At 62.0% G+C, this 25,722-nt stretch carries 22 protein-coding genes; 5 read left to right on the top strand and 17 right to left on the bottom strand.

The window, feature by feature from the left end; all coding sequences use genetic code 11:
* The first annotated feature begins 202 nt into the window (after window positions 1–202).
* The 3 genes from hemN to ACA041_RS07525 all read left to right on the top strand — a co-directional run bounded on the left by hemN (window position 203) and on the right by ACA041_RS07525 (window position 3,041).
* The gene (gene hemN, locus ACA041_RS07535; RefSeq protein WP_497442020.1) at window positions 203–1,585 is read left to right on the top strand and encodes an oxygen-independent coproporphyrinogen III oxidase; all 1,383 of its coding nucleotides are present in this window, start codon (window positions 203–205) and stop codon (window positions 1,583–1,585) included.
* Window positions 1,586–1,678: 93 nt separating this feature from the next.
* Window positions 1,679–2,413: a fumarate/nitrate reduction transcriptional regulator Fnr gene (gene fnr, locus ACA041_RS07530; RefSeq protein WP_497440547.1), complete on the top strand. Its 735-nt coding sequence runs from the start codon at window positions 1,679–1,681 to the stop codon at window positions 2,411–2,413.
* Window positions 2,414–2,492: 79 nt separating this feature from the next.
* Window positions 2,493–3,041, top strand: coding sequence for an adenine phosphoribosyltransferase (locus ACA041_RS07525; protein WP_497440546.1), 549 nt, complete (start codon window positions 2,493–2,495; stop codon window positions 3,039–3,041).
* Between the two features lie 35 nt (window positions 3,042–3,076).
* Here the strand turns inward: ACA041_RS07525 and ACA041_RS07520 are convergent, their stop codons facing one another.
* The 10 genes from ACA041_RS07520 to ACA041_RS07475 form a co-directional block, all read right to left on the bottom strand.
* Window positions 3,077–4,225, bottom strand: coding sequence for an acyl-CoA dehydrogenase family protein (locus tag ACA041_RS07520; RefSeq protein WP_497440545.1), 1,149 nt, complete (start codon window positions 4,223–4,225; stop codon window positions 3,077–3,079).
* Window positions 4,226–4,329: 104 nt separating this feature from the next.
* Complete coding sequence (gene recR / locus ACA041_RS07515) at window positions 4,330–4,932, bottom strand: recombination mediator RecR (protein WP_497440544.1); 603 nt, start codon at window positions 4,930–4,932, stop codon at window positions 4,330–4,332.
* A gap of 75 nt (window positions 4,933–5,007) precedes the next feature.
* Window positions 5,008–6,045, bottom strand: a complete 1,038-nt coding sequence (gene curA / locus ACA041_RS07510) for an NADPH-dependent curcumin/dihydrocurcumin reductase (RefSeq protein WP_497440543.1) — start codon at window positions 6,043–6,045, stop codon at window positions 5,008–5,010.
* 159 nt (window positions 6,046–6,204) lie between these two features.
* Window positions 6,205–7,503 (bottom strand): flavin-dependent monooxygenase QhpG, encoded by a 1,299-nt coding sequence (gene qhpG, locus ACA041_RS07505; RefSeq protein ID WP_497440542.1) that lies wholly within the window; start codon window positions 7,501–7,503, stop codon window positions 6,205–6,207.
* Window positions 7,500–8,177, bottom strand: coding sequence for a subtilisin-like serine protease QhpE (qhpE, locus tag ACA041_RS07500; protein WP_497440541.1), 678 nt, complete (start codon window positions 8,175–8,177; stop codon window positions 7,500–7,502). The genes qhpG and qhpE overlap by 4 nt, the downstream gene beginning before the upstream one ends.
* Window positions 8,167–9,885 carry an ABC transporter ATP-binding protein gene (locus ACA041_RS07495; protein ID WP_497440540.1) on the bottom strand — a complete coding sequence of 573 codons (1,719 nt, stop codon included), beginning with the start codon at window positions 9,883–9,885 and terminating at the stop codon, window positions 8,167–8,169. Before ACA041_RS07495 ends, qhpE begins: the two co-directional genes overlap by 11 nt.
* Complete coding sequence (locus tag ACA041_RS07490) at window positions 9,885–11,789, bottom strand: sigma-54-dependent Fis family transcriptional regulator (protein WP_497440539.1); 1,905 nt, start codon at window positions 11,787–11,789, stop codon at window positions 9,885–9,887. The genes ACA041_RS07495 and ACA041_RS07490 overlap by 1 nt, the downstream gene beginning before the upstream one ends.
* A gap of 247 nt (window positions 11,790–12,036) precedes the next feature.
* Window positions 12,037–13,062, bottom strand: coding sequence for a histone deacetylase family protein (locus ACA041_RS07485; RefSeq protein ID WP_497440538.1), 1,026 nt, complete (start codon window positions 13,060–13,062; stop codon window positions 12,037–12,039).
* 166 nt (window positions 13,063–13,228) lie between these two features.
* The gene (locus ACA041_RS07480) at window positions 13,229–14,458 is read right to left on the bottom strand and encodes a Zn-dependent hydrolase (RefSeq protein ID WP_497440537.1); all 1,230 of its coding nucleotides are present in this window, start codon (window positions 14,456–14,458) and stop codon (window positions 13,229–13,231) included.
* Between the two features lie 175 nt (window positions 14,459–14,633).
* The gene (locus tag ACA041_RS07475) at window positions 14,634–15,944 is read right to left on the bottom strand and encodes an MFS transporter (protein ID WP_497440536.1); all 1,311 of its coding nucleotides are present in this window, start codon (window positions 15,942–15,944) and stop codon (window positions 14,634–14,636) included.
* A 161-nt stretch (window positions 15,945–16,105) separates the two neighbouring features.
* Between ACA041_RS07475 and ACA041_RS07470 the strand changes: the two genes are divergently transcribed.
* On the top strand, window positions 16,106–17,038 hold the full coding sequence (locus tag ACA041_RS07470; RefSeq protein WP_497440535.1) for a LysR family transcriptional regulator: 933 nt from the start codon (window positions 16,106–16,108) through the stop codon (window positions 17,036–17,038).
* Here ACA041_RS07470 and ACA041_RS07465 read toward each other — a convergent pair.
* From ACA041_RS07465 to ACA041_RS07440, 6 genes are all read right to left on the bottom strand, one after another.
* A complete protein-coding gene (locus ACA041_RS07465; protein ID WP_497440534.1) occupies window positions 17,035–17,646 on the bottom strand; it encodes an RraA family protein in 612 nt (203 codons plus the stop codon). The two genes, ACA041_RS07470 and ACA041_RS07465, sit on opposite strands and share 4 nt — an antisense overlap.
* Entirely contained in the window at window positions 17,639–18,031 is a 393-nt protein-coding gene (locus ACA041_RS07460) for a RidA family protein (RefSeq protein ID WP_497440533.1), read from the bottom strand. Before ACA041_RS07460 ends, ACA041_RS07465 begins: the two co-directional genes overlap by 8 nt.
* A gap of 18 nt (window positions 18,032–18,049) precedes the next feature.
* Window positions 18,050–19,426, bottom strand: coding sequence for an MFS transporter (locus ACA041_RS07455; protein ID WP_497440532.1), 1,377 nt, complete (start codon window positions 19,424–19,426; stop codon window positions 18,050–18,052).
* A 127-nt stretch (window positions 19,427–19,553) separates the two neighbouring features.
* Window positions 19,554–20,495 (bottom strand): 2-hydroxyacid dehydrogenase, encoded by a 942-nt coding sequence (locus tag ACA041_RS07450; protein ID WP_497440531.1) that lies wholly within the window; start codon window positions 20,493–20,495, stop codon window positions 19,554–19,556.
* Window positions 20,492–21,247 (bottom strand): class II aldolase/adducin family protein, encoded by a 756-nt coding sequence (locus ACA041_RS07445; RefSeq protein ID WP_497440530.1) that lies wholly within the window; start codon window positions 21,245–21,247, stop codon window positions 20,492–20,494. The genes ACA041_RS07450 and ACA041_RS07445 overlap by 4 nt, the downstream gene beginning before the upstream one ends.
* Complete coding sequence (locus ACA041_RS07440; RefSeq protein ID WP_497440529.1) at window positions 21,244–22,545, bottom strand: MFS transporter; 1,302 nt, start codon at window positions 22,543–22,545, stop codon at window positions 21,244–21,246. Before ACA041_RS07440 ends, ACA041_RS07445 begins: the two co-directional genes overlap by 4 nt.
* Window positions 22,546–22,702: 157 nt before the next feature.
* On the opposite strand from ACA041_RS07440, the gene ACA041_RS07435 reads away from it, so the two are divergent.
* The gene (locus tag ACA041_RS07435; protein WP_497440528.1) at window positions 22,703–23,659 is read left to right on the top strand and encodes a LysR family transcriptional regulator; all 957 of its coding nucleotides are present in this window, start codon (window positions 22,703–22,705) and stop codon (window positions 23,657–23,659) included.
* Between the two features lie 12 nt (window positions 23,660–23,671).
* Here ACA041_RS07435 and mrdA read toward each other — a convergent pair whose 3' ends face one another.
* Window positions 23,672–25,564 carry a penicillin-binding protein 2 gene (gene mrdA / locus ACA041_RS07430; RefSeq protein WP_497440527.1) on the bottom strand — a complete coding sequence of 631 codons (1,893 nt, stop codon included), beginning with the start codon at window positions 25,562–25,564 and terminating at the stop codon, window positions 23,672–23,674.
* Window positions 25,565–25,722: the final 158 nt, after the last annotated feature.

The raw sequence follows: 25,722 nt of genomic DNA, 5'->3' as shown, positions 1-25,722 counted from the left end.
ATCAGCGGCGCGGCTTTCGCGAGCAGGCTCGCTCCCACAGGGGATTCGTGAACACCGCAAATCCAATGTGGGAGCGAGCCTGCTCGCGAAGAGGTCGTCACTGACAACACCGATCCTCACCTTGATGCAAATCAAGATGCCCATACGCTGCGCCCCCTAGACTCGCCCACACAGCCAGCCTATCCGGGGGAACGCCCGCATGATGCTCGACGCCATTCGTTGGGACACCGATCTGATCCGCCGTTACGACCTGGCGGGACCACGTTACACCTCGTACCCGACCGCGGTGCAGTTCGACGCTCATGTGGGCACCTTCGACCTGTTCCAGGCCTTGCGCGAAAGCCGCAAGGCCGTGCGCCCGCTGTCGCTGTATGTGCACGTGCCCTTCTGCGCGAACATTTGCTACTACTGCGCCTGCAACAAAGTCATCACCAAGGACCGCGGCCGGGCCGCCCCCTACTTGCAGCGCCTGGAACAGGAAATCCAGCTGATCGGCTGCCATCTCGACCCGGCACAGAAAGTCGAGCAGCTGCACTTCGGCGGCGGCACCCCGACTTTTCTCAGTCACGACGAACTGCGCCAGTTGATGGCCCGCTTGCGTAAAAGTTTCAACCTGCTGGACGATGATTCCGGCGACTACGGCATCGAGATCGATCCTCGCGAAGCCGATTGGTCGACCATGGGACTGCTCCGTGAACTGGGCTTCAATCGGGTCAGCATCGGCCTGCAAGACCTCGATCCGGCGGTGCAACGAGCGGTCAATCGCCTGCAAAGCCTGGAGGAAACCCGCGCGGTGATCGACGCCGCCCGAACCCTGCAATTTCGCTCGATCAACATTGATCTGATCTACGGTCTGCCAAAACAGACGCCCGAGAATTTCGCCCGCACCATTGACGAAGTCATCGCGTTGCAACCCGATCGACTGTCAGTGTTCAACTACGCGCACCTGCCGGAACGCTTCATGCCGCAGCGGCGCATCAACAGTGATGATCTGCCGACGCCAGCGCAGAAACTGGAGATGCTCCAGGGCACGATCCAACAACTGACCGCCGCCGGTTACCGCTACATCGGCATGGATCACTTCGCGCTACCCGACGATGAGCTGGCGATTGCCCAGGAAGAGTCGACCCTGCAACGCAACTTCCAGGGTTACACCACCCACGGTCATTGCGACCTGATCGGCCTGGGCGTATCGGCCATCAGCCAGATCGGTGACCTGTACTGCCAGAACAGCAGTGACCTGAACCAGTATCAAAACGCGCTGGCGTCCTCGCAACCAGCCACCCATCGCGGCCTGCTGTGCAACGCCGATGATCGTTTGCGACGGGCGGTCATCCACCAATTGATCTGCCATTTCCACCTGGAGTTCGCCCGGATCGAACAAACCTTCAACATCGATTTTCAAGGTTACTTCGCCGAACTCTGGCCGCAGTTGCAGCGCATGGCCGCGGACGGCCTGATCGAACTCGACAATGAAAAAATCAGCGTACTGCCTGCCGGACGATTATTGGTACGTTCGGTGTGCATGGTGTTCGATGCCTATTTGGGGCAACTCGATCACCAGCGTTTTTCACGAGTGATCTAAGCCTGCGGCAAAATCGCCAGGCGCTGGCCTGAATGTCCTCCCGTGAGTTACCCTTACGGCTTATGTGTGTTTTTTCCCACAAGGATTGAAGAAATGTCCGAGCCAGTAAAACTGCGCGCTCATAGCCAGGCCCATTGCAAGGATTGCAGCCTGGCCCCCCTCTGCTTGCCACTTTCTCTGAATCTGGAAGACATGGAAGCGCTGGACGAAATCGTCAAACGTGGCCGCCCGCTGAAAAAGGGCGAGTTCCTGTTCCGTCAGGGCGACACGTTCGATTCCGTTTATGCAGTTCGCTCCGGCGCCCTGAAGACCTTCAGCCTGAGCGATGGTGGCGAAGAACAGCTCACCGGTTTCCATCTGCCGAGTGAACTGGTCGGCTTGTCGGGCATGGACACCGAAAAACACCCGGTCTCGGCGCAAGCCCTGGAAACCACCTCGGTGTGTGAAATCCCTTTCGAGCGCCTCGACGAGCTGGCGCTGCAACTGCCACAACTGCGCCGGCAGTTGATGCGGGTGATGAGCCGCGAGATCCGTGACGATCAGCAAATGATGTTGCTGCTGTCGAAGAAAACCGCCGACGAGCGCATCGCGACGTTCCTGGTCAACCTCTCGGCCCGCTTCCGCGCCCGGGGTTTCTCGGCCAATCAGTTCCGCCTGAGCATGTCGCGCAACGAAATCGGCAATTACCTGGGGCTGGCGGTGGAAACCGTGTCCCGGGTGTTTACGCGCTTTCAGCAAAATGAACTGATTGCCGCTGAAGGCAAGGAGATCCATATTCTGGACCCGATCCAGCTCTGCGCCCTGGCCGGCGGCTCGATCGAAGGCTGACAGCCATGGTTGCGGCTGAGCGAAACGGTTCAGCCGCCGTTATACTGCGACGTTTGCAGCCTGCCAGGACACTTCGACGATGGTCTTCGACTCCTTCGACATCAAATCCCTGATCCGCCCCGTGATCGACTTCCCCAAGCCGGGCGTGATCTTTCGCGACATCACCCCGTTGTTCCAGTCGCCCACGGCCCTGCGCCTGGTGATGGACAGCTTTGCCCACCGTTATGTCGAAGCCGACTTCACCCACATCGGCGCAATGGACGCCCGTGGTTTTCTGATCGGTTCGGTGCTGGCCTATCAGTTGAACAAGCCGCTGGTGTTGTTCCGCAAGCAGGGCAAACTGCCGGCCGAGGTGCTGGCCGAGGGTTATGCGACCGAGTACGGCGAAGCCTTTCTTGAAGTCCATGCCGACAGCCTGTGCGAAGGCGATTCGGTGGTGATGTTCGATGATCTGATTGCCACCGGCGGTACGCTGATTGCCGCGGCGAACCTGATCCGGCGCATGGGCGCGCGGGTGCATGAAGCGGCGGCGATCATTGATCTGCCGGAGCTGGGTGGGTCGCAGCGGTTGGAAGATATGGGGATTGCTACTTTTTGCCTGACGCAGTTTGCATTGGACGATAAGTAAGGCGGCGTCTGCATTGACGCCGCAACACCCGAAACTTAAAGCCCCATCTGCTTACTGATAATCTCGTTCATCACTTCCCGCGTCCCACCGCCGATCGACAGAATCCGGTTATCCCGGTACAGCCGCTCCACCAGGCTGTCGCGCATATACCCCAATCCCCCCAGAATCTGCACCGCATCACGGGTAATCCGGTCTGCCGTGTCCGTCGCAAAATTCTTCGCCATGGAAATCTCCTTGATCACGCTCTGCCCGGCCGCCATTTTCGCCGCCTGGCGGTAGGTGAACTCTCGTGAGACTTCCAGCGCCGTGGCCATTTCCGCCAGGCGATGCTTGAGCACCTGGAACTTGCCGATGGGCTTGCCGAAGGCTTCGCGCTGACGGGCCCATTTCAGGCTTTCCTCCAGTGCAAGCTGGGCGGTCATGTTGGCCATCAGCGCCAGGGCCAGGCGTTCGCTCTGGAAGTTGCCCATGATGCAGGCGAAGCCCATATTCTGCGCGCCGATCAAATTGCTTGCGGGCACCGGGCAATCGTCGAAGAACAGCTCGGCGGTGTCCGACGCCCACCAGCCCATTTTCTTGAGCTGCCGACCCACGGTGAAACCGGGTGTGCCCTTCTCGATCAGCAGCAGACTGATGCCGCCAAACCCTGGCTCGCCGGTACGCACCGCAACCGTGTAGAAGTCCGCGCGCACGCCACTGGTGATAAAGGTCTTGCTGCCGCTGACCCGATAGCAGTCGCCATCACGCACGGCGCGGGTTTGCAGGTTGGCCACGTCGGAGCCGCCGCTGGGCTCGGTGATGGCCAGCGCGCTGATCTTCTCCCCGGCCAGCACTGGCGGGACCACGCGATCACGCACTTCAGGCCTGGCCCATTTGAGGATCGGCGGCAGGCCGATGTCCAACGAGCCCAGCCCCGCCACCAGGCCACCGGAACCGCAGCGCATCAGCTCTTCGCTGGCCGCGACCTTGGCGAACAGGTCACCTTCGTGGCTGCCGCCCAGAGCTTCGGGGTAGCCGATTCCCAGAATCCCCGCCGCACCGGCCTTGAGGTAGAGCTCGCGGGGGAAACTCTCGGCTTCTTCCCATTGGTCGATGTCGGGAAGAATCTCGCGTTCGACGAAACGCCTGACGCTGTCGCGGACCAATTGGTGGCTGGGATCGAAGTATTCCTGATAGGCAGGCATCGGCGAACTCCACTGAAGGTTCAGCGAAGTTAACCGAGCGCTTGCTTGGTTTTCAACAAGATTGTGTGAATCAGGTAGTTCCGACGAAGGCGTCAGTTCAGGCGCTACAAAGCGATCGGCTTACGCCCCGCAAACGAATGCGCCAACGTCCCGCCATCGACCAATTCCAATTCGCCGCCCAAGGGCACGCCATGGGCGATGCGCGAGGCGATCAGGCCTTTGTTGTCGAGCAACTGGGCGATGTAGTGCGCCGTGGCCTCACCTTCCACTGTCGGGTTGGTTGCCAGGATAACTTCAGTAAAGGTGCCCGCCTCTTCGATCCGCGCCAGCAATTGCGGAATACCGATGGCCTCAGGCCCGAGACCGTCAAGAGGCGACAGGTGTCCCTTGAGCACGAAATAGCGCCCACGGAAGCCGGTCTGCTCCACCGCATAGACATCCATCGGTCCTTCCACCACGCAGAGCAAGGTATCGTCGCGCCGGGTGTCGGCGCATTGCGGGCAAAGATCGTCTTCGGTCAGGGTGCGGCACAACCGGCAGTGGCCCACTCCTTCCATGGCCTGACTCAGTGCCAGGGCCAGGCGCGAGCCACCGCTGCGATCACGCTCGAGCAGCTGCAACGCCATGCGTTGGGCAGTTTTCTGACCGACACCTGGCAAAATTCGCAGGGCGTCGATCAGTTGGCGAATCAGAGGGCTGAAGCTCATGGGGGAAAAGTCCGACAAAACAACGAGACGCGGTTTATACCCGCGCCTCCATTGAGCGTCAAATAGCAGTGTCAATTACTCGGTCTGCGCGAGCCGAACCACCAGTTTGCCGAAGTTGCGTCCTTCGAGCAGACCGATGAACGCCTCGGGCGCATTCTCCAGACCATCGACCACATCCTCGCGGAATTTCACTTTGCCGTCACGCACCCAGGGCGCCATGGCGCTGATGAACTCCGGCTGACGATCGCCATAGTCGTCGAAGACGATGAAGCCCTGGATCCGCACCCGCTTGGTCAGCACGGTGCGCTGCAGTTGCGGCAGCTGATCCGGCCCGGTCGGTGCCTCGTGAGCGTTGTACGAAGCGATCAGACCGCAGAGCGGAATCCGCGCCTTGGGGTTGAGCAGCGGCAGCACCGCGTCGAACACCTTGCCGCCGACGTTCTCGTAATAGATGTCGATGCCGTCGGGACATGCCTGGGCCAGCTCATCAGCGAAGTTGGCGCTCTTGTGATCGATGCAGGCATCAAAGCCCAGCTCTTCGACCACGTATCGGCACTTTTGCTCACCACCGGCCACGCCGACCACCCGCAGGCCTTTGATCTTCGCCACCTGGCCGACCACCGAGCCCACCGCACCGGACGCGGCCGCGACCACCAGGGTTTCGCCGGCCTGGGGCTGGCCGATGTCCATCAGTCCCATGTAGGCGGTCATGCCCGGCATGCCCAGCACACCCAGCGCCATCGACGGGCTCGGCAGCCCGGAGGGCACCGGCATGATATTGCGACCGTCGCTGATGCTGTGGCTCTGCCAGCCGGTAGCGCCGACGACCAGATCGCCTTCGTGGAATTTCGGGTTCAGCGAGCGCTCGACCCGGCTGACCGCCCCACCGGTCATCACTTCGCCGATTTCCACCGGCGCGGCGTAGGACGGCGCGTCACTCATGCGCCCGCGCATGTAAGGGTCCAGCGACAGGTAAAGGGTCTTGAGCAGCACCTGGCCGTCGGCCAGGTCCGGCAGCGCTTGCCTTTCCAGGCGGAAATTCTCCGGCGTCGGCGCGCCTGTGGGGCGCGATGCCAGGACGATACGTTGGTTTAGAGTCAATGCTTCGGGCATGCGAGCGTCTCCTTGAACAAACAATTCGGTGGTATAGGGAGCAGACCGTCGTGGCGGTGTCGGGTTCGATGTTTCTGCCTTGCGCTGACCATCCATGGTTCATCGTTCATCGTGGATATGCAATCGGCGACGTGGCGTTGCCACCGCGTGCGGGAAGCATCAGTCAGGTTTGAATCCCTGGGCGAGCAACCAGCTGCGCACCACTCGCCCCTGCTCCACCGTCAACCCCGCCAACGCCTGTGCCGCCGGTTCGGTACGCAACCGCCGCAGCAACGGCGCCAACTCGATCCCCTGCACATGCCAGATACCCAATGGCTGATCGGCCGTGATCACCACCTCGGCCTCATCGACAAAGCCATCCCTGAGCACCGGCGCGCGCTCGATTCTCAGCGCGTTGAAATCCGCCTCGGCGTGGGCGAGCCCGGTATCCGGCCACTGTCGCCGCGCCTGCCAGAACGGTTGCTCCGACCAGCGCTGCTCATCGGCATAAAAATCGCGCCCGATCCGCGCAAATCGCAAAAACAACTGCTCGACCCGCTGCTGATGAAACCGTTGCGCCAGCGCCGCTCGTTCAGGTTTGCGCAACAGTGTGTTGATCACCGTAGGCGCCTGTAACGCCGAAGACAGCGACTGGAAAATCCCGTTGCCCGACAGCGGATCCACCGCCATGGCCGCATCGCCGACCCGAATCCAGTGCTCGCCACACACCTGCGGGCACAGAATCGCCGTGCTGCTGCGCGCATGCAGCTGCAGATCGAGCTCAGGCCCGTGCGCAAAAAAAACCTGCGCCAACGCCGAGTCCTGGCGTCGCTGACGGCAGTAATCGAGCAACTGCGCCTTGCCTGGCAACCCGGAACTGGCGACGTCGACCGTCCATTGCCAGTAACACTGGCCATCGGTGCGCCGCGCCATCCACACCCAGCCGTCCTCCAGGCTTTCCACGGCGCTGGCGGTGGTGCCAGGCGTGCCTTGCCAGCGATTGAGCAGGCTGACCGTCTCCGGACCGCGCAGGCCCTTGCCAAGCGCCGGCGCCTGACGGCCCCGGGCCTCCACCAGAAAATCCGCCAGCAGCGCCGGGCGGCCTTCGAGCTCGATCCGATGTCCCGCCGCCGACGTGTGAACCGTCAACACCCGGGCTTCGATCAGCTCGACGCCCGCCAGGCGCAGGTCCTCGCGCAGGCCTCGATCGAAGCACGGGCGATCCAATAGATATTCGATGTTTTGCGCGTGCTGCTGGCCGTTCCACGACACCTGGCGCTGGGAAGGCAACGCCGCCTCTGCCAGCGCCCGATTCAACCCCGCACCTCGCAGCGCCTCGAGCACCCGCACCGAAACGCCTTCCAGCGCGGCAAAGCGACGCCACTCACTGACCAGGGTCACGGCATGACCGAGCCGCCTCAACCCCAGCGCGACGGCCGCACCTGCCGGGCCGGCGCCAAGAATGACGATGGCGGTCATGCGCCGGAGCGCCGTTCAGGGCCGCGATATCGGGCATTTTCGCGCAACCATTCGATGACCTGTTGGTTGCTCGCCTGGGGATGCGCCACCAGGTAACCCGCAACGTGCCCGCTCAAGGCCGCACAGCCCAGACTGGCGCCGGATTGCCCCGGATACGTCCCGTGCACGCAGGCCGCGAAATCCGCCTGGGCACTGTTGAGCCACGACCATTCCTGCTCGGCGCAACGCGCGTCACCGGTGACCCGCAACACCTGTGGATAATTCGCCGGGTACACGCCCTCGCCCTGGGCCGGACTGGACGCACACAGCAGAATGCCCCGAGCCACCGCCGCGGCGCAGGCTTCGCGCAGCAGGCTGCGATCCTGACGCAGACCAAGGCTCAGGTTGATCAGGCGCACGTCCTGCGCCACCAGCCAGTCGATGGCCGTGGCGATCTGCAAGGCGCTGGTGACCCCACGCTGGTCGAACACCTGGCCCACGCAAAACACCGCCGCCGGCGCCCGCCGCCCGATAGCCTCGATCACGGCGCTGCCGTGGCCGAGCGGATCGTCGCGCAGATCGCTTTCTGCCAGGCCATCGGCCAGTAACGAGAACCGTCGCCCGGCGACCACCTGCACCCGCTGCGCCGCCGAGTGACCGCTGTCCACCACGCCAATACGCAACTCAGGCTTCATGGGGCACCGTTTTCGACGTCAACACGCCGTCGAGCAACTCAAAGCGCAGATCGGCATCGGCCAGGGTCGAAGGACGATGGCTGATGAGGATTCGCGTACGTGCGGCAAACAGCCGGTCGATGGCCTCGATCACTTCGCGCTCGGTGGCTTCATCCACCGCCGAAGTGGCTTCGTCCAGCACCAGGATCAGGGGGTCCTGCAACAGTGCCCGGGCAATGGCGATGCGTTGTTTCTGCCCGCCGGACAGCTGCTGGCCGCGCTCGCCCAAGGGACTGTCGAGGCCTTCGGGCAACGACGCGATCAAGCTGTCCAGTTGCGCCAGCCGCGCCACTTCGGCGATCGCCTCGCGGGTGGCATCCGGTGCGGCGTAGGCCAGGTTGTCGGCGAGGCTGCCTCGAAACAGCACGATGTCCTGACTGACCACGGCAATTCGTCGACGCAGCTGGAACAGGTCCAGGTCCCGCAAGTCGACCTCCCCCAGCAACACCCGGCCGGATTGGGGATCGTGGTGCCGCTGCAGCAGGTCGATCAAGGTCGATTTACCAACCCCGGAGCCTCCGCTGAGGGCGACTTTCAAGCCGTAGGGAATATGGGCTTCGATACCGCGCAGGGTCGTCGGGCGACCGGGATGGCTGAAGTGCACATTATCGAACCGCAGCTCGCCAGAGCTTGGCATCGGCTGCGGCGCATCCGGCGTGAGCACGGTCGGCTGTTCTCCGCGCAACTCCATGACCCGCCCGAGGCTGACGGTCATCCGTTGAATGGCGACGTAGAGCCCGAGCAGGCTCTGGACCGGTCCGACCGCCATGCCCAGGTACGTCGAAAACGCGATCAGCGCGCCCAGTTGCCAAGTCCCCTGCACCACCCAGTAACCGCCAATCAAGAACGCACAGGCCCTCGATAGCGACGTCAGGGTGCCGGGCACGGCCTGGGTGAAGAACTCGGTCACTTGCAGGCGCAGCAGCTGGCTCATGTAGCCCTGCCCCAGGGTCTCCAGCCGCCGCGCTTCCCGTTGTTGCTGGCCCGCGGCCTGGATGAATTTCATCACCGGCAAGGTCTCGACCATGAATGACGACATGTCCGCCGAACGCTCGCGCAATTGCCGCACATCGCGCTCGACCTTGCGCCGCATCCAGCGCAGCCAGAGCACGTCGAGGGGAATCAGTACCAAGGCCAGCAGCGAGAGTTGCCACGACAGGGTCACCAACATCGCCACGGCGACCACCAGACCGATCACGCTCGATACCGCCGAGAACAGCGAATCCACGGCAAAGCGTTGAATCTCCGCCACGTCGCCATCGAGGCGCGACATCAGGTCACCGATGCGCCGCTGACCGTAGAAACCCGGCGAGAGCTTTTGCAAATGTCGGTATAGATCATCGCGCAGGGCAAACAGAATTCGTCCGGACAGCCGCGTGTGCAGGTAACGATTGACCCCGGATAGCAGCGTCCCGAGCAACCCGGCCACGATCATCAGCCCGGCGATCAGCACCAGCATGGAAAAGTTGCGCGCCAGCAGGCCGTCGTCGATCAGCAACTTGGTCAGCCACGGCTGCACCAGCACCAGGGCCGAAGCACAGGCCGACAGGCCGAGCAGCCCGGCAATCGCCAGGCGATGGGGTCGCACAAAGCTGTAGAGCCAGCGCAACGCCGCTTGCAAGGCCTCGGGATCCTGGCTGTGGATCAGCCGAACGATCAGGCGCTGCATCACGAGCGCAACTGTTTGAGCTTGCGATACAGGGTCGCGCGACTGATGCCCAGAGCGTCGGCGGCGGCCGAGACGTTGCCCTGGTGAGTGTCCAGGGATTGGCGAATCAACTCCAGTTCGTTTTCGCGAATGCTCCCCGACTGAGGGCGTTCAGTGGCGGTCAACTCGTCGAGCATGCTGTCGGGCAAGTGATCGAGGGTGAGCACCGTGTCGCCCGGTTCACGCATGGCCAGCGCGGTGCGCAGGACCATCTCCAGTTGGCGGATGTTGCCCGGCCAGTGATAGGCGCCGAGCAAGCGGTTCAAGTCGTCATGCAAGACCATCGTTGGCGCGTCGAGTTTGGCCAGCAAGCGACCGACCAGGCCGCTGAAGTCGTCGCGTTCACGCAATGCCGGAAGCATCACGCTGATGCCGTTGACCCGGTAGAACAGGTCTTCGCGGAAATGCTTTTCTTCCACCAGACGCTTGAGATCGCGGTGGGTCGCGCAGATCAGTGCGACGTCGATGTCTTGCTCTTCGCCTGCACCCAGCGGGGCGACTTTGCGATCCTGCAGCACGCGCAACAGACGTGCTTGCAGGGCCAGTGGCATGTCGCCGATTTCGTCGAGGAACAAGGTGCCGCCGTGGGCCTGTTGCAAACGCCCGATCATCCCGCCGCGACGGGAACCGGTGAACGCGCCTTCGCGGTAGCCAAACAGTTCCGACTCGATCAGGCCTTCGGGGATCGCCGCGCAGTTCACCGCGACAAAAGGTTTGTCGCAACGGGCGCCGGCCATATGCAGGGCACGGGCGATGACTTCCTTGCCGGTGCCGGTCTCACCGAGCAGCAACACCGGCAGTTCATTGGCCAGACCCTGGCGGGCCATGCGCAAGGCCCGGGCATAACGGACGTTGCTGCCGGCCAGAGATTCGAGGTCCGGTTGGGCCTTGGCGGTTTTGGCGGTGGTGCGCGGTGGGGTGCTGACGTTGATCGAGCGCTGGGGCGCGCGCAGGGTCTTGTAGAAGAATTCGCCTTTGGCGGTCTGCAAGCTGCCGACACCGCCCTGGTGCAGACGCGATAACAGTTGCAGGCCATCGACCCCAAGAAACTCTTCGCAGCGTCGACCGACCAGCGCCGAGCGCTCGGCGCGCAACAACTGGCAGGCCTGGGCACTGACCGCGAGAATCTGCCCGCCGAGGCTCACCGCCAACAGGCCTTGCCAAGGGGATTCGAGGTATTGCCGACGGCTGTGGAACGCCAGCACGATCTGGTCCGGATAACTGGCGTTGAATACGCGGCTTTCGATCTGGCTGACGGCCATGGCCAGCAACGCGGTGCTGTCGTGGACGCGGCCCAGCGGGCCTTCGCGGGTCAGGTCGAGGACGCCGAGGATGTCGCCCTGCGGGCAATAGATCGGCACTGAGGTACAGGAGAAATCGGTCAATCGATCGAGGTAATGCTCGCCGCAATCGATCAGCGTGGGCCGGGCTTCCACCAGTGCGGTGCCCAGGGCATTGGTGCCGCGAGCGGCTTCGCTCCAGCAGGCACCCAGGGTGATGTCTTGCAGGCCGCTGCCCTTGAGCCGGTCCGCGCGCCCTTCGACGGCGAGGATTGTCGCGTCGGAATTGGCCAGGATAATCAGCCCTTCCTTGCCCTGGCGTTCAGCCAGATAATCGATTGCCGGCAATGCCGCGTCGATCAGCAGTCGATTGCTCGCCAGCAGCACGTCGAGGCTCGCACTCGATTCCAGCGCCAGCTCGTGCTTGGCATTGAAATTCACGCCATGGCTGAGGCTGCGTCGCCACGAAGCGTCGATTTCCGCCCGCAACACGCCATCCGGGACTTCGCCCTCGAGATGGAGTTTTTCCCGGGCCAGCCGGGCTTCGCGGTGCAGCTTGGGGGTAGTTGTTTTTATCAGCGTCATCAAGCGCTCCGGATCGGTCCGCTTTGCGCTCATTTTAAGTTCAGCGGCCTGGCGCAATCTTTACGTTAACGTCAGGGCTATGGCAAGTGCCGCAGAGCGCTTGTGTTCCGTCAGGTGGTCCGCGTTATTGTTCTTCGCGAGCAGGCTCGCTCCCACAGGTTCAGCGTCGTTCACAAATCTGCGATACAACTCGGTCGCTGTGGGAGCGGGCTTGCTCGCGAAAGCGGCCTCCCAGTCACCATCAAACTCAGAGCTGCCACACCTCGCAGTTCACAAAAAACGCCCGGGCATTATCCTCCAGACTCTCCAGATGATACCCCCCCTCCTGCACAATCAAACACGGCAAGCCAAGGCTACGAATCCGCTCGCCCAGCAGTGCAAACCCTTCCCGAGTCACGGCCACTTTGCTCTGCGGATCCAGCTCGAAAATATCGAACCCCAGGGACAGCACCAGCACCTCGGCACCGAAGTCCTTTACCGCGTGCAGCGCCACTTCCAGTTGTTCCAGGAAGTGCGCTTCACTCGCGCCATGGGCCATCGGCAAGTTGAGGTTGAACCCCTCGCCTTTCCCGACACCACACTCATCGGCGAACCCGGCCACCCCCGGATAGAAGTTGGTCGGATCGCCATGCACCGAGACATAAAGCACATCGTCGCGGTCGTAGAAAATCTCCTGGATCCCCTGCCCGTGGTGCATGTCGGTGTCGAGCACCGCGACCCGCGAAAAACCGTTGCGCAGCACCTGCGCCGCCACCGCCGCGTTATTGACATAACAAAAACCGCCCGCCGCTTCCGCCCTGGCGTGGTGACCTGGTGGACGGCACAAGGCGTAGGCGGCAGGTTCGCCATCGAGCAACGCCTGGGCGCCGGCGACAGCGCTCTGTGCCGACCAATAGGCCGAACGCCAGGTCTGCTCGCCCACCGGGCAACTGCCGTCGGCCAGGTAACGCGCAGCCTGGGCGAGAACTCCACGCAAGGCGTTGGGTTCGCGGACGAAGATGTTCGACATCACTTCATCGCCCCAGTCCTCGGGGACTTCTTTCCAGCGTTGATGGGCTTCCTGCAGGAACGCCAGGTACGCCGCGCCGTGGACCGCCAGCAGCGGATCGAGCCCGGCATCGGTCGGTTGCTCGACCGTAAAGCCCAGCGAATGCGAGGCCTGCACCAATCGTTGAGCACGTTCCGGGACTTCCTGTGGCGTACGCATCTGCCCGCGGGAGTAATAGCTGCGTGGATGGTGAAGCAATTGTTCGGGATGGAAAAAACTGCGCATGGGGTCGATACCTGTCAGTTAACGTAAATATTGAAACCGAGCGAGCCCTCCTGTGGGAGCGAGCCTGCTCGCGAATGCGGTTTAACATTCAACAGAGAGGGTGACTGACCCACCGCATTCGCGAGCAAGTCGGATCGCCGCACCGTCGCTCCCACATGGATTGCGTTTATTCAGCTCTTCCGGCGCGAGCCAGCACGGCGTTGAGCAGCACATCGGTGCCTTGTCGCACATCGTCGGGCAATACATCTTCCGCTTCGTTATGGCTCAAGCCGCCGACGCACGGGATAAACACCATGGCCGTCGGGCAGAACCGCGCCAGGTGAATCGCGTCATGCCCGGCGCCGCTGACAATCGATTGCTGAGCGTAGCCCAGCGCATCCACCGCCTGCTGCACCGCCGCCACGCAATCGGCGTCGAACGGCGTCGCCGGACTGATCCAGTGCGGCGTGATCGTCAGCTTCAAGCCGCGAGCGTCGGCGATTGCCTGCAGTCGTGCACGCACTTGCTGCTCCATCGCCTCGATGGCTTCGTCGCGGTGATGACGCAGGTCGACGGTGAAATTCACCAGCCCGGGAATGGTGTTGCGCGACGATTTGTTGATGCTCAATTCGCCGACGGTGGTCAGGCCCTCAGGGGCGAAATCGCTGGCCAACCCTTCGATCGCCTGAACCATCCGCGCCACCCCGGACAAGGCGTCCTTGCGCAGTGGCATCGGCGTCGTACCGGCGTGGGCGGCCATGCCTTCGACCCGCACGTCGAGCCAGCGAATCGCCTGACCGCCGCTGACCACACCGATACTTTTTGCGTTGTCTTCAAGGATCGGCCCTTGTTCGATGTGGGCCTCAAAGTACGCGTCCACTGCGCCACCCAGCGGGCGCTCGCCGGCATAACCGAGGCGCTTCAACTCGTCGGCGACGCTGATACCATCGACGTCCCGCACCGCCAGTGCCGCGTCCAGTGGCATGATCCCGGTGAATACCGCCGAGCCGAACATTGCCGGGGTAAAGCGCGCGCCTTCTTCGTTAGTCCACACCGCCACTTCCAGCGGCTTGCGGGTCTGGATCCCCAGATCGTTGAGGCAACGCACTACTTCCAGGCCGGCGAGTACGCCATACACTCCATCGAATCGGCCGCCTTCAGGCTGGGTGTCGAGGTGACTGCCCATCATGACCGGCGCAGCGTCCGGATCGGTGCCGGCGCGGCGGGCGAACAGGTTGCCGATGGCATCCACGCTCAGGGTCATGCCGGCTTCGCGGCACCAGTGGGAAAACAGTTCGCGACCGGCCTTGTCTTCATCGCTCAGGGCCAGGCGGCAACTGCCGCCACGGGCGGTGGCGCCGATTTCGGCCATGGCCATCAGACTCGCCCACAGGCGTTCGCCGTTAATCTTCAACATAAGTCACTCCACGAAAATTCAGCTGGAAACGATGATTTCTGTTGTAGGAGCCGGCTGGCTGGCGATAGCGGTGTGTCAGACGACATCGCTGTTGACTGTTCCGCCGCCTTCGCTGCGGTGCGGCGATCCGACAAGCCAGCTCCTACAGGGGTTCGTTGTTCGTAATGGATCGGCGTCAGGCGTTGGCCAATTCAATGCGTTCAGCACTGGCATGGCGACGGGCAAGGGAAAGAACACAGATCAGCGAAGTCGCGGCGATCAGGCTGTAGAACACCGCCATCGGCCACCATTGGCCGGCGAATTTGTGCGCCAGCATCGTGCCGATCAGCGGCGTCAGGCCACCGGCCAGGGCTCCGCAAATCTGATAGGCCAGGGAGATCGCGGTGTAGCGCACACGGGTCTCGAACATGCCGCTGACGTAACCGGCGATCACCGCGTAGAACGACGCCATGCACACCACCGCCAGGGCAATGCCGAGGATGATCAGCGGCGCCTGCGCCGAGCTGACGAGCACGAACATCGGGTAGGGAGACGCCATGGCCAGTAACGACACCAGGCACAGGAATCGGGTCGCGCCCATCTTCTCGGCCACCCACGCCGCCAGCGGCTGGATACAGAACTGAATGATCGCCACCACGAACAGACATTCGAGGATCAACGAGCGCGGCAACTCAAGCTGCTGGGTGGTGTACGCGATCATGAAGGTGTTGGTGAAATACACCCCGGCGATGCCCAGGGTGTTGGCGCCGATGCACAGCAACAGCGGACGCCACGCGGTGCGCAGGACCTCCATGACCGGTGCCTGCTCCTTGCGCGTACTTTTGCTGGCCAGTTCGCGGCTGGCGAGGAACTCCGGCGACTCATTCACACCCAGGCGAATCGCCAGGCCGACCAGCAACAACAGCGAACTGGCGAGGAACGGCAGGCGCCAGCCCCAGCTCATCAGGTCTTCTTCCGGCAAACGAGTGACCGCGCTGAAGGCCAGCAACGACAGGATCAGACCCGCCGGGCTGCCGAGTTGGGCAAAAGAAGCGAAGAAATTGCGACGACCTTTCGGTGCATGCTCGCCGGCCATCAACACCGCCCCGCCCCACTCGCCACCGACGGCGATGCCCTGGACGATGCGCAGCAGAATCAGCAGCACCGGCGCCGCCGCGCCGATTTGCGCGTAAGTCGGCAGCAAGCCGATGCACACCGTGACCACGCCCATCATCAGCAAGGTGATGATCAACGATTTCTTGCGTCCGATGCGGTCGCCGATGTGGCCGAAGATAATCCCGCCCAACGGTCGCGCAAAGAAGCCCACGGCGAAGGTGCCGAAGGCGGCCATGGTGCTGAACAACTTGTCGTCGGAGGGGAAGAACAGCGCACCGAACACCAGCGCGGCGGCAGTGGCGTAGATGTAGAAGTCGTACCACTCGATCATGGTGCCGATAAAGGCTGCGGCTGCCGCACGGCGCGGCTGGGACGAAGCTTGGGGCTTCATGGGTCGGACTCCTTTGCTTGTTTTTTTGGCAGGAGAGAAACGGCTGAATCAAGGCACTCTGGTGGCGCCTGTCTGGGGGTGATTTATCGGCCCGGGGCTATGATTAGTCAATTTTCTATTTATTATGCTAAGTATTACTACAGCTTATAATCGAGAGCCCCATGGCCGAACGCGATGTGCAACGCCTGCTCAATGACCGCCTGGACTGGAACCTGCTGCGCACCTTCCGGGTAATCGGCCAGGAACTGAGCATCAGCCGCGCCGCCGCCCGTTTGCACCTGACCCAACCGGCGGTGAGCCAAGCGCTCAAGCGTCTGGAAGAACAACTGGGGAGGCAATTGATCGCCCGCCGCGGGCCACGGTTTGCCTTGACCGAAGTCGGCGAGCAGATCTTCGAACTGGCCGGTGAGATCTACGGCCAGATGTCCCAGGTCAGCAGCGTGCTGGAGCAACCGGCCGACGAAGTGATCGGCAAGGTGCGCTTGCTGATCATCAGCCGGATCTTCTCCGAGCGCTTCGATGACTTCCTCGCGGACTTCCATCGCCAGTATCCGCGGGTGGATCTGGAAGTCGATGTGATGCGCAGTTCCGACATCGTCAGCGCCCTGCAGGAAAAGACCGCGACCCTCGGCCTCAGCCTCAATCGCCGCCCGCAACCGCGCCTGGAGCAACGGCTGTTCCTGCGTCAGCGCTACGCGTTTTTCTGCGGCAAGCACCATGCAATGTTCGGCCGGCAGAACGTGGTCGAAGGGGATTTGCAGCGGGAGAATTTCGTCAGCTTCACCAGTGACCAGATCGGCGGCATGCTCTCGCCGCTAACGATTTTCCGTGATCAGCAGGGGTTCAGCGGACGGATCGTCGCCTCGTCACAGAGCCTGGAAGAAGTCCGGCGACTGGTGATCGCCGGGTTCGGTATTGGCTGTCTGCCCGAGCACGTGGTGGCGGCGGACGTCGAAGCCGGATTGCTCTGGCGCCTGCCGCCCCGTGAAGGGATTGCCGATGTGGACATTCATTTGCTGTGGAACCGCGAGCAGCGCATGAGCCGGGCCGAGACGATTTTTATCGAGAGCCTGCAGCGCTGCCTGACGGCTTAAACGCGTAACACCTGCGCCAACGGCTCACCGGCCCGCAAGCGTTCTAGCAAGTGCGGCTCGGCAGCATCCGAGGCCAAGGCCTGATCGATGACACCGGCCGCCGTTTGCCAGTCCAGGAATAGCACGCCATTGTCATCCGCCAGCACCAGATCACCGGGACGCACGGTCACGCCGGCGCAGTGAATCGGCTGATTGATCTGACTGTCGCCACGACCGTGCAACTTGGTGGTCAGCAGGCTGGTGCCGCGAGCGAAGACCGGTAGCCCGGCTTCACGCAGTTCCAACAGATCGGTGACCGCGCCGTCCACCACAATACCGACCGCACCGGCGCAGCTCGCCGCGCAACGGGTGACGGCGCCGACCGGGGCGTGTTGCCAGTCGCCACCGGTGTCGATCACCAGCACATCGCCGGGCTGGATCAACGCCAGGGCCTGATTGACCGCGATGGCATCGGCGCCCACCAGTTTCAGGGTCAGCGCGCGGCCGACCATTTTCACATTGGGCACCATGGCCCGCAGTTGTGAGTCGGCAAAGCCCTCCTCGAGGAAATGCCCCAGGGTCGCAAAGCTCACGGTCTTGAACTGCTCGATCAGCTGCGACTCATTCATGTTGCGACTCCCTGACAATCAATTCGGCGACACAGTCGATTTCCAGCGACACCCCCCAAAGCGCCACGCAAACCGTGGTGCGAGCGGGCGGCGCATGGCCGAGTAATTCGCGGTACACCGCATTGAATGGTTCCAGTTGCGCGGGGTCGGTGAGGTAGGCGTTGACCTTGATCACGTGGCTGAAGTCGGACCCGGCTTCAATCAGGATCGCCTGCAAATTACGCAGGGTTTGCCGCACCTGCCCGGTGAAGTCGGCGGGCTGGTCATCGAGCCCGCTCTGGGCCGGAATCTGCCCGGCGGTGAACACCAGGTGGCCGCTGACCACCGCCTGAGAGTAAGGGCCGACCGGGCCGATGAAGCCCGGGGCTGACTGAATTCTGCGCATGTTATTGAGTTCCTTTAATCAGGCAACGGCCGATTTGACCGGTTTGAAGGCTGGATCACCGGCAGGCACCGCCGCCGGGATTTCACTGATGTCCCGCTTGAAGGTTTCGGTCAGCAGCAACAGCGCCACCAACGAAATCAACGCAGCGCCGATCATGTACCAGGCCACCGAAGAGCCTTTGCCGGTCGCCGCCAGCAATGCGGTGGTAACGATCGGTGTCGCCGCGCTGCCGAGCAGGCCGGACAGCATGTAGCTGATCGACAACCCGGAATAGCGCACCCGCGTGCCGAACAACTCCGCAAGGAAAGTCGCAATCGGCCCGTAGTTGGCGGCAAAGGCGGTCATCAACAACAGGTAACCGAAGATCACCAATGACAACTCTTTGGTGTCCATCAACCAGAACATCGGGAACGCCACCAGGGCTTCGGCCACAATGCCCGCGACAATGATCGGCTTGCGCCCGTAACGGTCCGACAGTGCGCCGAACACCGGCAACATGACGATGCACCAGGCGCAGGACAGCAGCACCACGCCGAGCATCACACTGCGACTGAAGCCGAGATTCTGTGTACCGTAGGTCAGGCCGAACGCGACGATGATGTTGAACGATGCACCGGTCGACATGGTGGCGATCCCGCCCAGCACCACTTGTTTCCAGTACTTGCGGAACACTTCGGCGAGCGGCATTTTCACCTGCACCTCGGCCTCCTTGACCTTGTTGAAGGCCGGGGTTTCCGAGATGTTCAAGCGGATGTACAAGCCCACGGCAATCAGCAGCACGCTGGCCAGGAACGGAATACGCCAGCCCCAGGCCAACAGGTCCTCGGGGGACAGCCACGCGGCAATCAGCAGGAAGGCCAGGTTGGCAATCATGGTCCCGGCGGGAACGCCGATCTGTACCCAGGAACCGTACAAGCCGCGTTTGTTGGCGGGCGCATGTTCCACCGCCATCAATACCGCACCGCCCCACTCGCCGCCCAGCGCCAGGCCTTGAATCACCCTTAGCAGCAACAACAGTATCGGTGCCCAGATACCAATGGCCGCGTAGTTCGGTAATAGTCCGATGGCGAAAGTTGCGGCGCCCATGGTCAACAGCGAAACCAACAACATCGACTTGCGTCCCAGGCGGTCACCGAAATGCCCGAACAATGCCGCACCGACAATCCGTGCCAGATACGCCGACGCAAACGTACCGAACGCCAATAAGGTACCGATCAACGGATCGAAGTCCGGAAAGAATACTTTGTTGAACACCAGCGCCGAAGCCGTGGCAAAGACAAACAGGTCGTACCATTCCACCGTGGTGCCGATCACACTGGCCACGGCGACTTTTTTCATGTTGGTTGCAACTTGCGCAGGTGCGCCGGACTTTTCTACAGGCGATAACTCGCTCATCACTGTCTCCAGGAGTTCATAGAGAACTCGTTATTTAATTGTTTTGACTGGCAGTAAAATGTTCGTAGTGAGGATTATTGTTGTATCTCGCCCAGTTAAGCGGGCGAGTTCGCAAGGCACTTTCTTGTTAATAACCCAATGTTCGGTCGGCGCAATTCAATAGGGGTTTACCGGCATTAAGACGGCGAAAGTTCTCCGCTACTTGTTCGGCGATGCAGTCGTGGGAAGCGGCCGATGCCATGTGTGGGGTGATGGTGACGCCGGGCATTGTCCAGAGGCGGTGATCGGCTGGCAGCGGTTCCTGTTCGAAAACATCCAGCAGCGCGCCGCGCAGTTTTCCTCGTTTGAGCGCGTGTTCGAGGTCGTCGATGTTCAGGTGCCCGCCCCGGCCGCAATTGATCAGCGCGGCGCCGTTGGCGAGTCGGTCGAACGTGGCATTGCCGAGGATGCCGCGGGTTTCATTGGTCAAGGGCAGCAGGTTGATCAGCAGCTCCAGGCCATCGAGAAACGGATTGAGCTGTTGCGCGCCGGCAAAGGTCTGCACACTCGGCAGATCCTTGCTGCGGCGGGCCCAGCCACGAACGTCGTACCCGGCCGCGGCCAGATCCTGGGCAATGGCGCTGCCCAACGACCCCAGGCCCATCACCCCGACCTTGAACTGTCTCGCCGCCCGTTGCAGCGGCCGCTCCCAGTGCTGTTGCCGTTGCTGCAGCAGCACCTGATCGAAGCCGCGGTGATAGTGGATCACGGCCCAGCGCACGTACTCGGTCATGCCCTGGCGGTGGCCAGGATCGACCACCCGGCACACCGGCAAATCCGGGCACGACGGGTCGTGCTCCAGGTGATCGATACCGGCCGCCACCGAGTGAATCACTTGCAGGTTCGGCAATGCGCTGAGGCTGCCCGGCAAGGGAAACCAGCACGCGGCAATCTGCGCATTCCTGGCCCGCGGATCATCCGCCAGCACGGTGGTGAGCTGTGGTGCGCTGCGGGCAAACGCGGCTTGCAGTTGCTTGAGCAGCAAGGTGTCGCGGGACAGCAGAACCACGGTGTTGATGTCGGTTTTCACGATAAGTAGGACTCACGCTGGGATTCGATCAGGGTTAGAGCGGCCTCCCAGGCCAGGTCGATGATGTTGTCCTGCTCATCGCGGTCAAACTGTTCGGCGGTGTGTGCGCAGACTTCCGGGGACGGGTACTGCAGCGCCGAACCACCGGCCAGCGCCGCCACCTGTGCCTGACAGGCGCGCTCCAGAAAGTGGATTTCCTGGAACGCCTGAGCCACCCCGGAACCACCGACCAGCAAGCCGTGATTGCGCAGGATCATCGCCCGGTGCGGCCCCAGGTCGGCAATCAAGCGCTCGCGCTCATCCAGCGACAACGCGATGCCTTCATAGGTGTGATACGCCAGCTTGCCGTAGAACTTCAGCGCGTGCTGACTGATCGGCAGCAGTCCATGCTTCTGCGCGGCAACGGCCATGCCGGCGGCAGTGTGAGTATGGATCACGCAGTTGAGATCCGGGCGGGCCATGTGGATCGCCGAGTGAATGACGAAGCCGGCGGCGTTGACCCGGTGACCTTCATAGTACGGATCGACCACTCGACCGTCCTGATCGATGCGCACCAGGTCCGAAGCACGCATGCGGTCGAAAATGACCCCGTAGCGGTTGATCAGAAAGTGATGCTCAGGCCCCGGAATGCGCAGGGTGATATGGGTGTCGATCAGATCGGTCATGCGAAAGTGCGCGACCAGGCGATACAGCGCCGCCAGTTCGCAACGGGCCTTCCATTCAACCGGGCCGATGTGTTCAGGTTTACTCACGAATACACCTCTTTAGCTGCGTGGGTGACGACCGGGTTGGCGCGCAGGCGGGCCAGGCCGCAAACACCGATCAGGGACAGGGCCGAGAGCAACGTGAAGAACACCGCCAGCGGCAACCATTGTCCGGAAAACTTGCTTGCCAGCAGCGTGCCGATCAGCGGCGTGGTGCCGCCGGCCAGTGCGCAGCTGAGCTGGTACGCGATGGAAATGCCCGAGTAGCGCAGGTGCACCGGGAATGCCTGGGTCATATAGCCGGCAATCACCGCATACAGCGCCGAAAGAATCACCACCGCCAGGGCGATGCCCAGGGTCATCAACACAATGTTCTGCGTGCCCACCAGCAGGAACATCGGGTAAGGCGTGACCATGCACAGCAGCGCGACGAGCTTGAGGAAGCGGCCTTCGCCGATGCGCTCGGCGAGCAGTGCCGAGAGGGGTTGCGAGAGCAGCTGAATGACCGTCACCAGGAACAGGCAATCGAGAATCGTTGAGCGGGCGATGCCCTGGTACTGGGTGACGTAAGTGATCATGAAGGTGTTGGTGAAGAAGAACCCGGCCGAACCGATGGTCACGGCGGCAGCTGCAAACAGGATCTGCCGCCAGCAGGTGCGGATCACGTCCTTGACCGGGTACTTGGCGGTCTCGTTGTTGTCTTTCGCCTTGGCGAATTCCGGCGACTCGTGAACCCCGGAACGAATCATCAGGCCGACCATCATCAGCACACCACTGGCGAGAAACGGCAGGCGCCAGCCCCAGGCGAGGAAGTCTTCGGGCTCCAGCGAGGTCACCAGACGGAAGGCGATCAAGGCCAGCAACAGACCGGCCGGGCTGCCGAGCTGGGCAAAAGAGGCGTAGAAGGTCTTGCGTTTGGCCGGTGCGTGTTCGCTGGCCATCAACACCGCCCCGCCCCACTCGCCACCGACGGAAATGCCCTGGATCAGGCGCAGCACGATCAAGCCGATCGGCGCCCAGATGCCGACACTGGCGTAGCTGGGCAACAGGCCGATGCCTGCGGTGGCCACGCCCATCAGGGCCATGGTCACCAGGAGCATTTTCTTGCGACCCAAGCGATCACCCAAATGGCCGAAGACCATGCCGGCCATGGGCCGGGCGATGAAGCCGACGGCGAAACTGCCAAAGGCGGCAAGCGTGCTCATCACCGGGTCGCTGCTGGGAAAGAACACCTGCCCGAGCACCAGCGCCGCCGCTGTGGCGTAAATGTAGAAGTCGTAGAACTCGATGGTCGTGCCAATAAAGGCGGCGGCCGCGGCTCGACGCGGTTGAGGGGTAGTGTGCATGCAAGGACCCTGTGTATTTATAGTTTTGGGCAGGTAGTGAAGGCTGGTTAACGGTTGCACTCTGTGGCGCTTGTGGGCTTTATCGCTTCCGTGCCAGGATTAGTCAATTTTCATATTCTTATCTTTACTATTAGCACTACTACTACATGGAATATTTATGTCCTCCACTAACCCGTGGGTCGGCCGCCGCTTTCTGAACGACCGCCTCGACTGGAATCTGTTGCGCACCTACCTGGTGATCGGCCAGGAAGGCAGCATGAGCCGCGCTGCGGCGCGGTTGCACATCACGCAATCGGCGGTCAGCCAGGCCCTGAAACGGCTGGAGGAACAGCTGGAATGTGTGCTGATTGCCCGCAGTGGACGCCGCTTCGATCTGACGGAAACCGGGGAAGAAGTGCTGCGCATTGCCGCGGAAATCTATGGTGATATTTCCCGACTGGGCACAGTGGTGGAGAGTCGCCACGACGACTTGGTGGGCAAGATTCGCATCCTTACCGTCAGTGGCGTGCAAGCACGACATTACGATGACTTCCTCGCCGATTTCCATGAAACCCACCCGAAAATCGAGTTTGAAGTGGAGGTGATGGGCAGCTCGAACATCATCAGTTCGCTGCTGCAAAAGACCGCGACCATCGGCGTTGGACTGTGCCGTTTACCGCAACCGCGACTGGAGCAACGCGTTCTGTTTCGTGAGACTTATGCGTACTTCTGCGGCCAGCGTCATCGACTGTTCGGCCAAGAGAACCTGACCCTGGAACAACTCGCGGCGGAGCATTTCGTGAGCTTCACCAGCGATCAGCTCGGCGGTAACCTCTCGCCGTTGACACTGTTTCGCGACCAGCAGGGATTTACCGGCAAGATCGTTGCTTCATCGACGAGTTTTGAAGAGATTTACCGCTTGATTTGCGCAGGGTTTGGTATTGGCTGCCTACCGACGCACTTGGTGCGGCGGGATGTCGAGCAAGGTTTGCTCTGGCGTTTGCCGCCGGAAGACGGAGTGGTGGATTTCGATATCCAGCTGTTGTGGAATCGCGAGCAGAAGATGAGTCAGGCCGAAACCGTATTCCTTGACAGCTTCCAGCACATGCTCAGCATTCGTGAGCCTGTGCTGTGAAGCCTCGATCGGTCAGACGTGAGGGTCGCCTGGTTTTTTGATCGGCGCGGCATATTGCGGCTTGAGGTGGCCGTCCTGGTCGAGCAGCCAGGCGTCCATGATCTGCCGCACCACGGGACCGGCGACGCGACCACCGGCCTCGCCGTTTTCGATCATCACTGAAATGACGATCTTCGGATGCTCGGCCGGGGCGAAGCCGACGAACAAGGCGTTGTCGCGGTTACGCTCCAGGGTTTTCGCCCGGTTGTAGCGCTCACCCTGCTTGATCGCCACCACCTGCGCCGTCCCACTCTTGCCGGCAATGCGGTACTGCGCCCCCGCCGCTGCCGCCCGGGCAATCCCGCGAGCGTCGTGCATGACCATCTGCATGCCGTGGTTGACCTGCTCCCAGTCACGCGGGTCCTTGAGCAGGATGTTCGGCATCGGATGCTCATCCACCGGCGCTACGCCATCCACGGTCCTGGCCAGGTGCGGCCGATTCCAGACCCCCTTGTTGGCGATCAGCGCAGTAGCCTGGGCCAGCTGCAGCGGCGTGACCTGCATGTAGCCCTGGCCGATGCCCAGGATCACCGTCTCCCCAGGGAACCATGGCTGTCGGCGCGTGGCGCGCTTCCAGGCCTGGGATGGCATCAGGCCAGCAGACTCTTCGAACATGTCCAGGGACACTTTCTCGCCGAGACCGAACATCGCCATGTAGTCGTGCAGGCGGTCGATGCCCAGCTTGTGCGCCAGGTCGTAGAAGTAGGTGTCGTTGGAACGCATGATTGCCGCGTCCATGTCCACCCAGCCGTCGCCGCTGTGGTTCCAGTTGCGGTATTTGTGGTCGAAATCCGGCAATTGGTAATAGCCCGGATCGTAGACGCGGGTCTGCGGGGTGACCACGCCGGCGTCGAGGCCGGCAATCGCCACTTCCGGTTTGATGGTCGAGCCGGGGGCATAAAGGCCGCGCAGTACGCGGTTGAACAGCGGCCGGTCGATGGAGTCGTGCAGCGCCGCGTATTCCTTGAAGCTGATGCCCGTCACGAACAGGTTCGGGTCGAAACTTGGCTTGCTGACCATGGCCAGCACTTCGCCGGTCGACGGGTCGAGTGCGACCACTGAACCGCGACGATCACCCAATGCCTGCTCGGCGGCTTCCTGGAGTTTGACGTCGAGGCTCAGGACGATGTTTTTGCCCGGGGTCGGATCGGTATGCTTGAGCACGCGCAGCACCCGGCCTTGGGCGTTGGTTTCGACTTCTTCATAGCCAACGTGGCCGTGCAGTTTCGACTCGTAGAATTTCTCTATGCCGGTCTTGCCGATGGATTGGGCGCCACGGTATTCCACCGTATCCAGGGTTTTGGATTCTTTCTCGTTGATACGGCCGACGTAGCCGATCGAATGCGCGAAGTGCGCGCCCATCGGGTAGTGACGAACGAACTGCGGTTCGACGTCGATCCCCGGCAGCCGGAATTCATTCACGGCGAGTACCGCGATCTGTTCTTCGCTGAGTTCGTAGAACAGCGTGACGGGTACGAACGGATGGCGCGCCTGCTTCATCGCCTTGTCGAACAGCGCGCGGTCTTCGGCTGGCAAATGCAGGAGGTTGATCACTTCGTCCAGCTCGCCCTTGATATCGGAGGCGCGTTCGCGGGTGATCGTCAGGTTGAAGCTGGGGCGGTTATCGGCCAGGACCACGCCGTTGCGGTCATAGATCAGCCCTCGGGTCGGGGTGATCGGCAATACGTGCACGCGGTTGTTTTCGGAGATCGTCGAGTGGTAGTCGAACTCGAGCACTTGCAGGACATACAGGCGCACGACCAGTGCGCAAGTAATGGCGACGACGAACAGGGCGCAGGCCATCAGGCGTTTGTTGACCAGGCGCGTCTCTTGTTCGTGGTCCTTGATCGGTATCGGTTCGGGCATTTCTGCAGCAGCTCTTTGACTGTAAAGGGGGTGCCGATCCTCAGGCTTGAAAATAGTCCATTAAAAAACGAGCTGCACCATACCAAAAACCGTGCGGTCATTTTAGAGCGATTTTTTCGGGATGGATGTTCGACGAAGGAATTCGGGGTAGTGCGGGG

This window comes from Pseudomonas sp. LBUM1676, assembly GCF_059695605.1.
Note: the sequence above shows the minus strand (reverse complement) of the source record. Positions and strands in the feature narration are given on the sequence as shown.

Bases quoted from the DNA above. Each gene is read 5' to 3' on its own strand.
- ACA041_RS07480 (WP_497440537.1), bottom strand. From the start codon at position 14,458: ATGTTGAAGATTAACGGCGAACGCCTGTGGGCGAGTCTGATGGCCATG.
- ACA041_RS07485 (WP_497440538.1), bottom strand. From the start codon at position 13,062: ATGCGCAGTTTTTTCCATCCCGAACAATTGCTTCACCATCCACGCAGC.
- ACA041_RS07460 (WP_497440533.1), bottom strand. From the start codon at position 18,031: ATGCGCAGAATTCAGTCAGCCCCGGGCTTCATCGGCCCGGTCGGCCCT.
- ACA041_RS07475 (WP_497440536.1), bottom strand. From the start codon at position 15,944: ATGAAGCCCCAAGCTTCGTCCCAGCCGCGCCGTGCGGCAGCCGCAGCC.
- ACA041_RS07465 (WP_497440534.1), bottom strand. From the start codon at position 17,646: ATGAATGAGTCGCAGCTGATCGAGCAGTTCAAGACCGTGAGCTTTGCG.
- ACA041_RS07440 (WP_497440529.1), bottom strand. From the start codon at position 22,545: ATGCACACTACCCCTCAACCGCGTCGAGCCGCGGCCGCCGCCTTTATT.
- qhpG (WP_497440542.1), bottom strand. From the start codon at position 7,503: ATGACCGCCATCGTCATTCTTGGCGCCGGCCCGGCAGGTGCGGCCGTC.
- recR (WP_497440544.1), bottom strand. From the start codon at position 4,932: ATGAGCTTCAGCCCTCTGATTCGCCAACTGATCGACGCCCTGCGAATT.
- ACA041_RS07490 (WP_497440539.1), bottom strand. From the start codon at position 11,789: ATGACGCTGATAAAAACAACTACCCCCAAGCTGCACCGCGAAGCCCGG.
- ACA041_RS07495 (WP_497440540.1), bottom strand. From the start codon at position 9,885: ATGCAGCGCCTGATCGTTCGGCTGATCCACAGCCAGGATCCCGAGGCC.
- ACA041_RS07455 (WP_497440532.1), bottom strand. From the start codon at position 19,426: ATGAGCGAGTTATCGCCTGTAGAAAAGTCCGGCGCACCTGCGCAAGTT.
- ACA041_RS07470 (WP_497440535.1), top strand. From the start codon at position 16,106: ATGGCCGAACGCGATGTGCAACGCCTGCTCAATGACCGCCTGGACTGG.
- ACA041_RS07520 (WP_497440545.1), bottom strand. From the start codon at position 4,225: ATGCCTGCCTATCAGGAATACTTCGATCCCAGCCACCAATTGGTCCGC.
- fnr (WP_497440547.1), top strand. From the start codon at position 1,679: ATGTCCGAGCCAGTAAAACTGCGCGCTCATAGCCAGGCCCATTGCAAG.
- ACA041_RS07435 (WP_497440528.1), top strand. From the start codon at position 22,703: ATGTCCTCCACTAACCCGTGGGTCGGCCGCCGCTTTCTGAACGACCGC.
- hemN (WP_497442020.1), top strand. From the start codon at position 203: ATGCTCGACGCCATTCGTTGGGACACCGATCTGATCCGCCGTTACGAC.
- curA (WP_497440543.1), bottom strand. From the start codon at position 6,045: ATGCCCGAAGCATTGACTCTAAACCAACGTATCGTCCTGGCATCGCGC.
- qhpE (WP_497440541.1), bottom strand. From the start codon at position 8,177: ATGAAGCCTGAGTTGCGTATTGGCGTGGTGGACAGCGGTCACTCGGCG.
- ACA041_RS07525 (WP_497440546.1), top strand. From the start codon at position 2,493: ATGGTCTTCGACTCCTTCGACATCAAATCCCTGATCCGCCCCGTGATC.
- mrdA (WP_497440527.1), bottom strand. From the start codon at position 25,564: ATGCCCGAACCGATACCGATCAAGGACCACGAACAAGAGACGCGCCTG.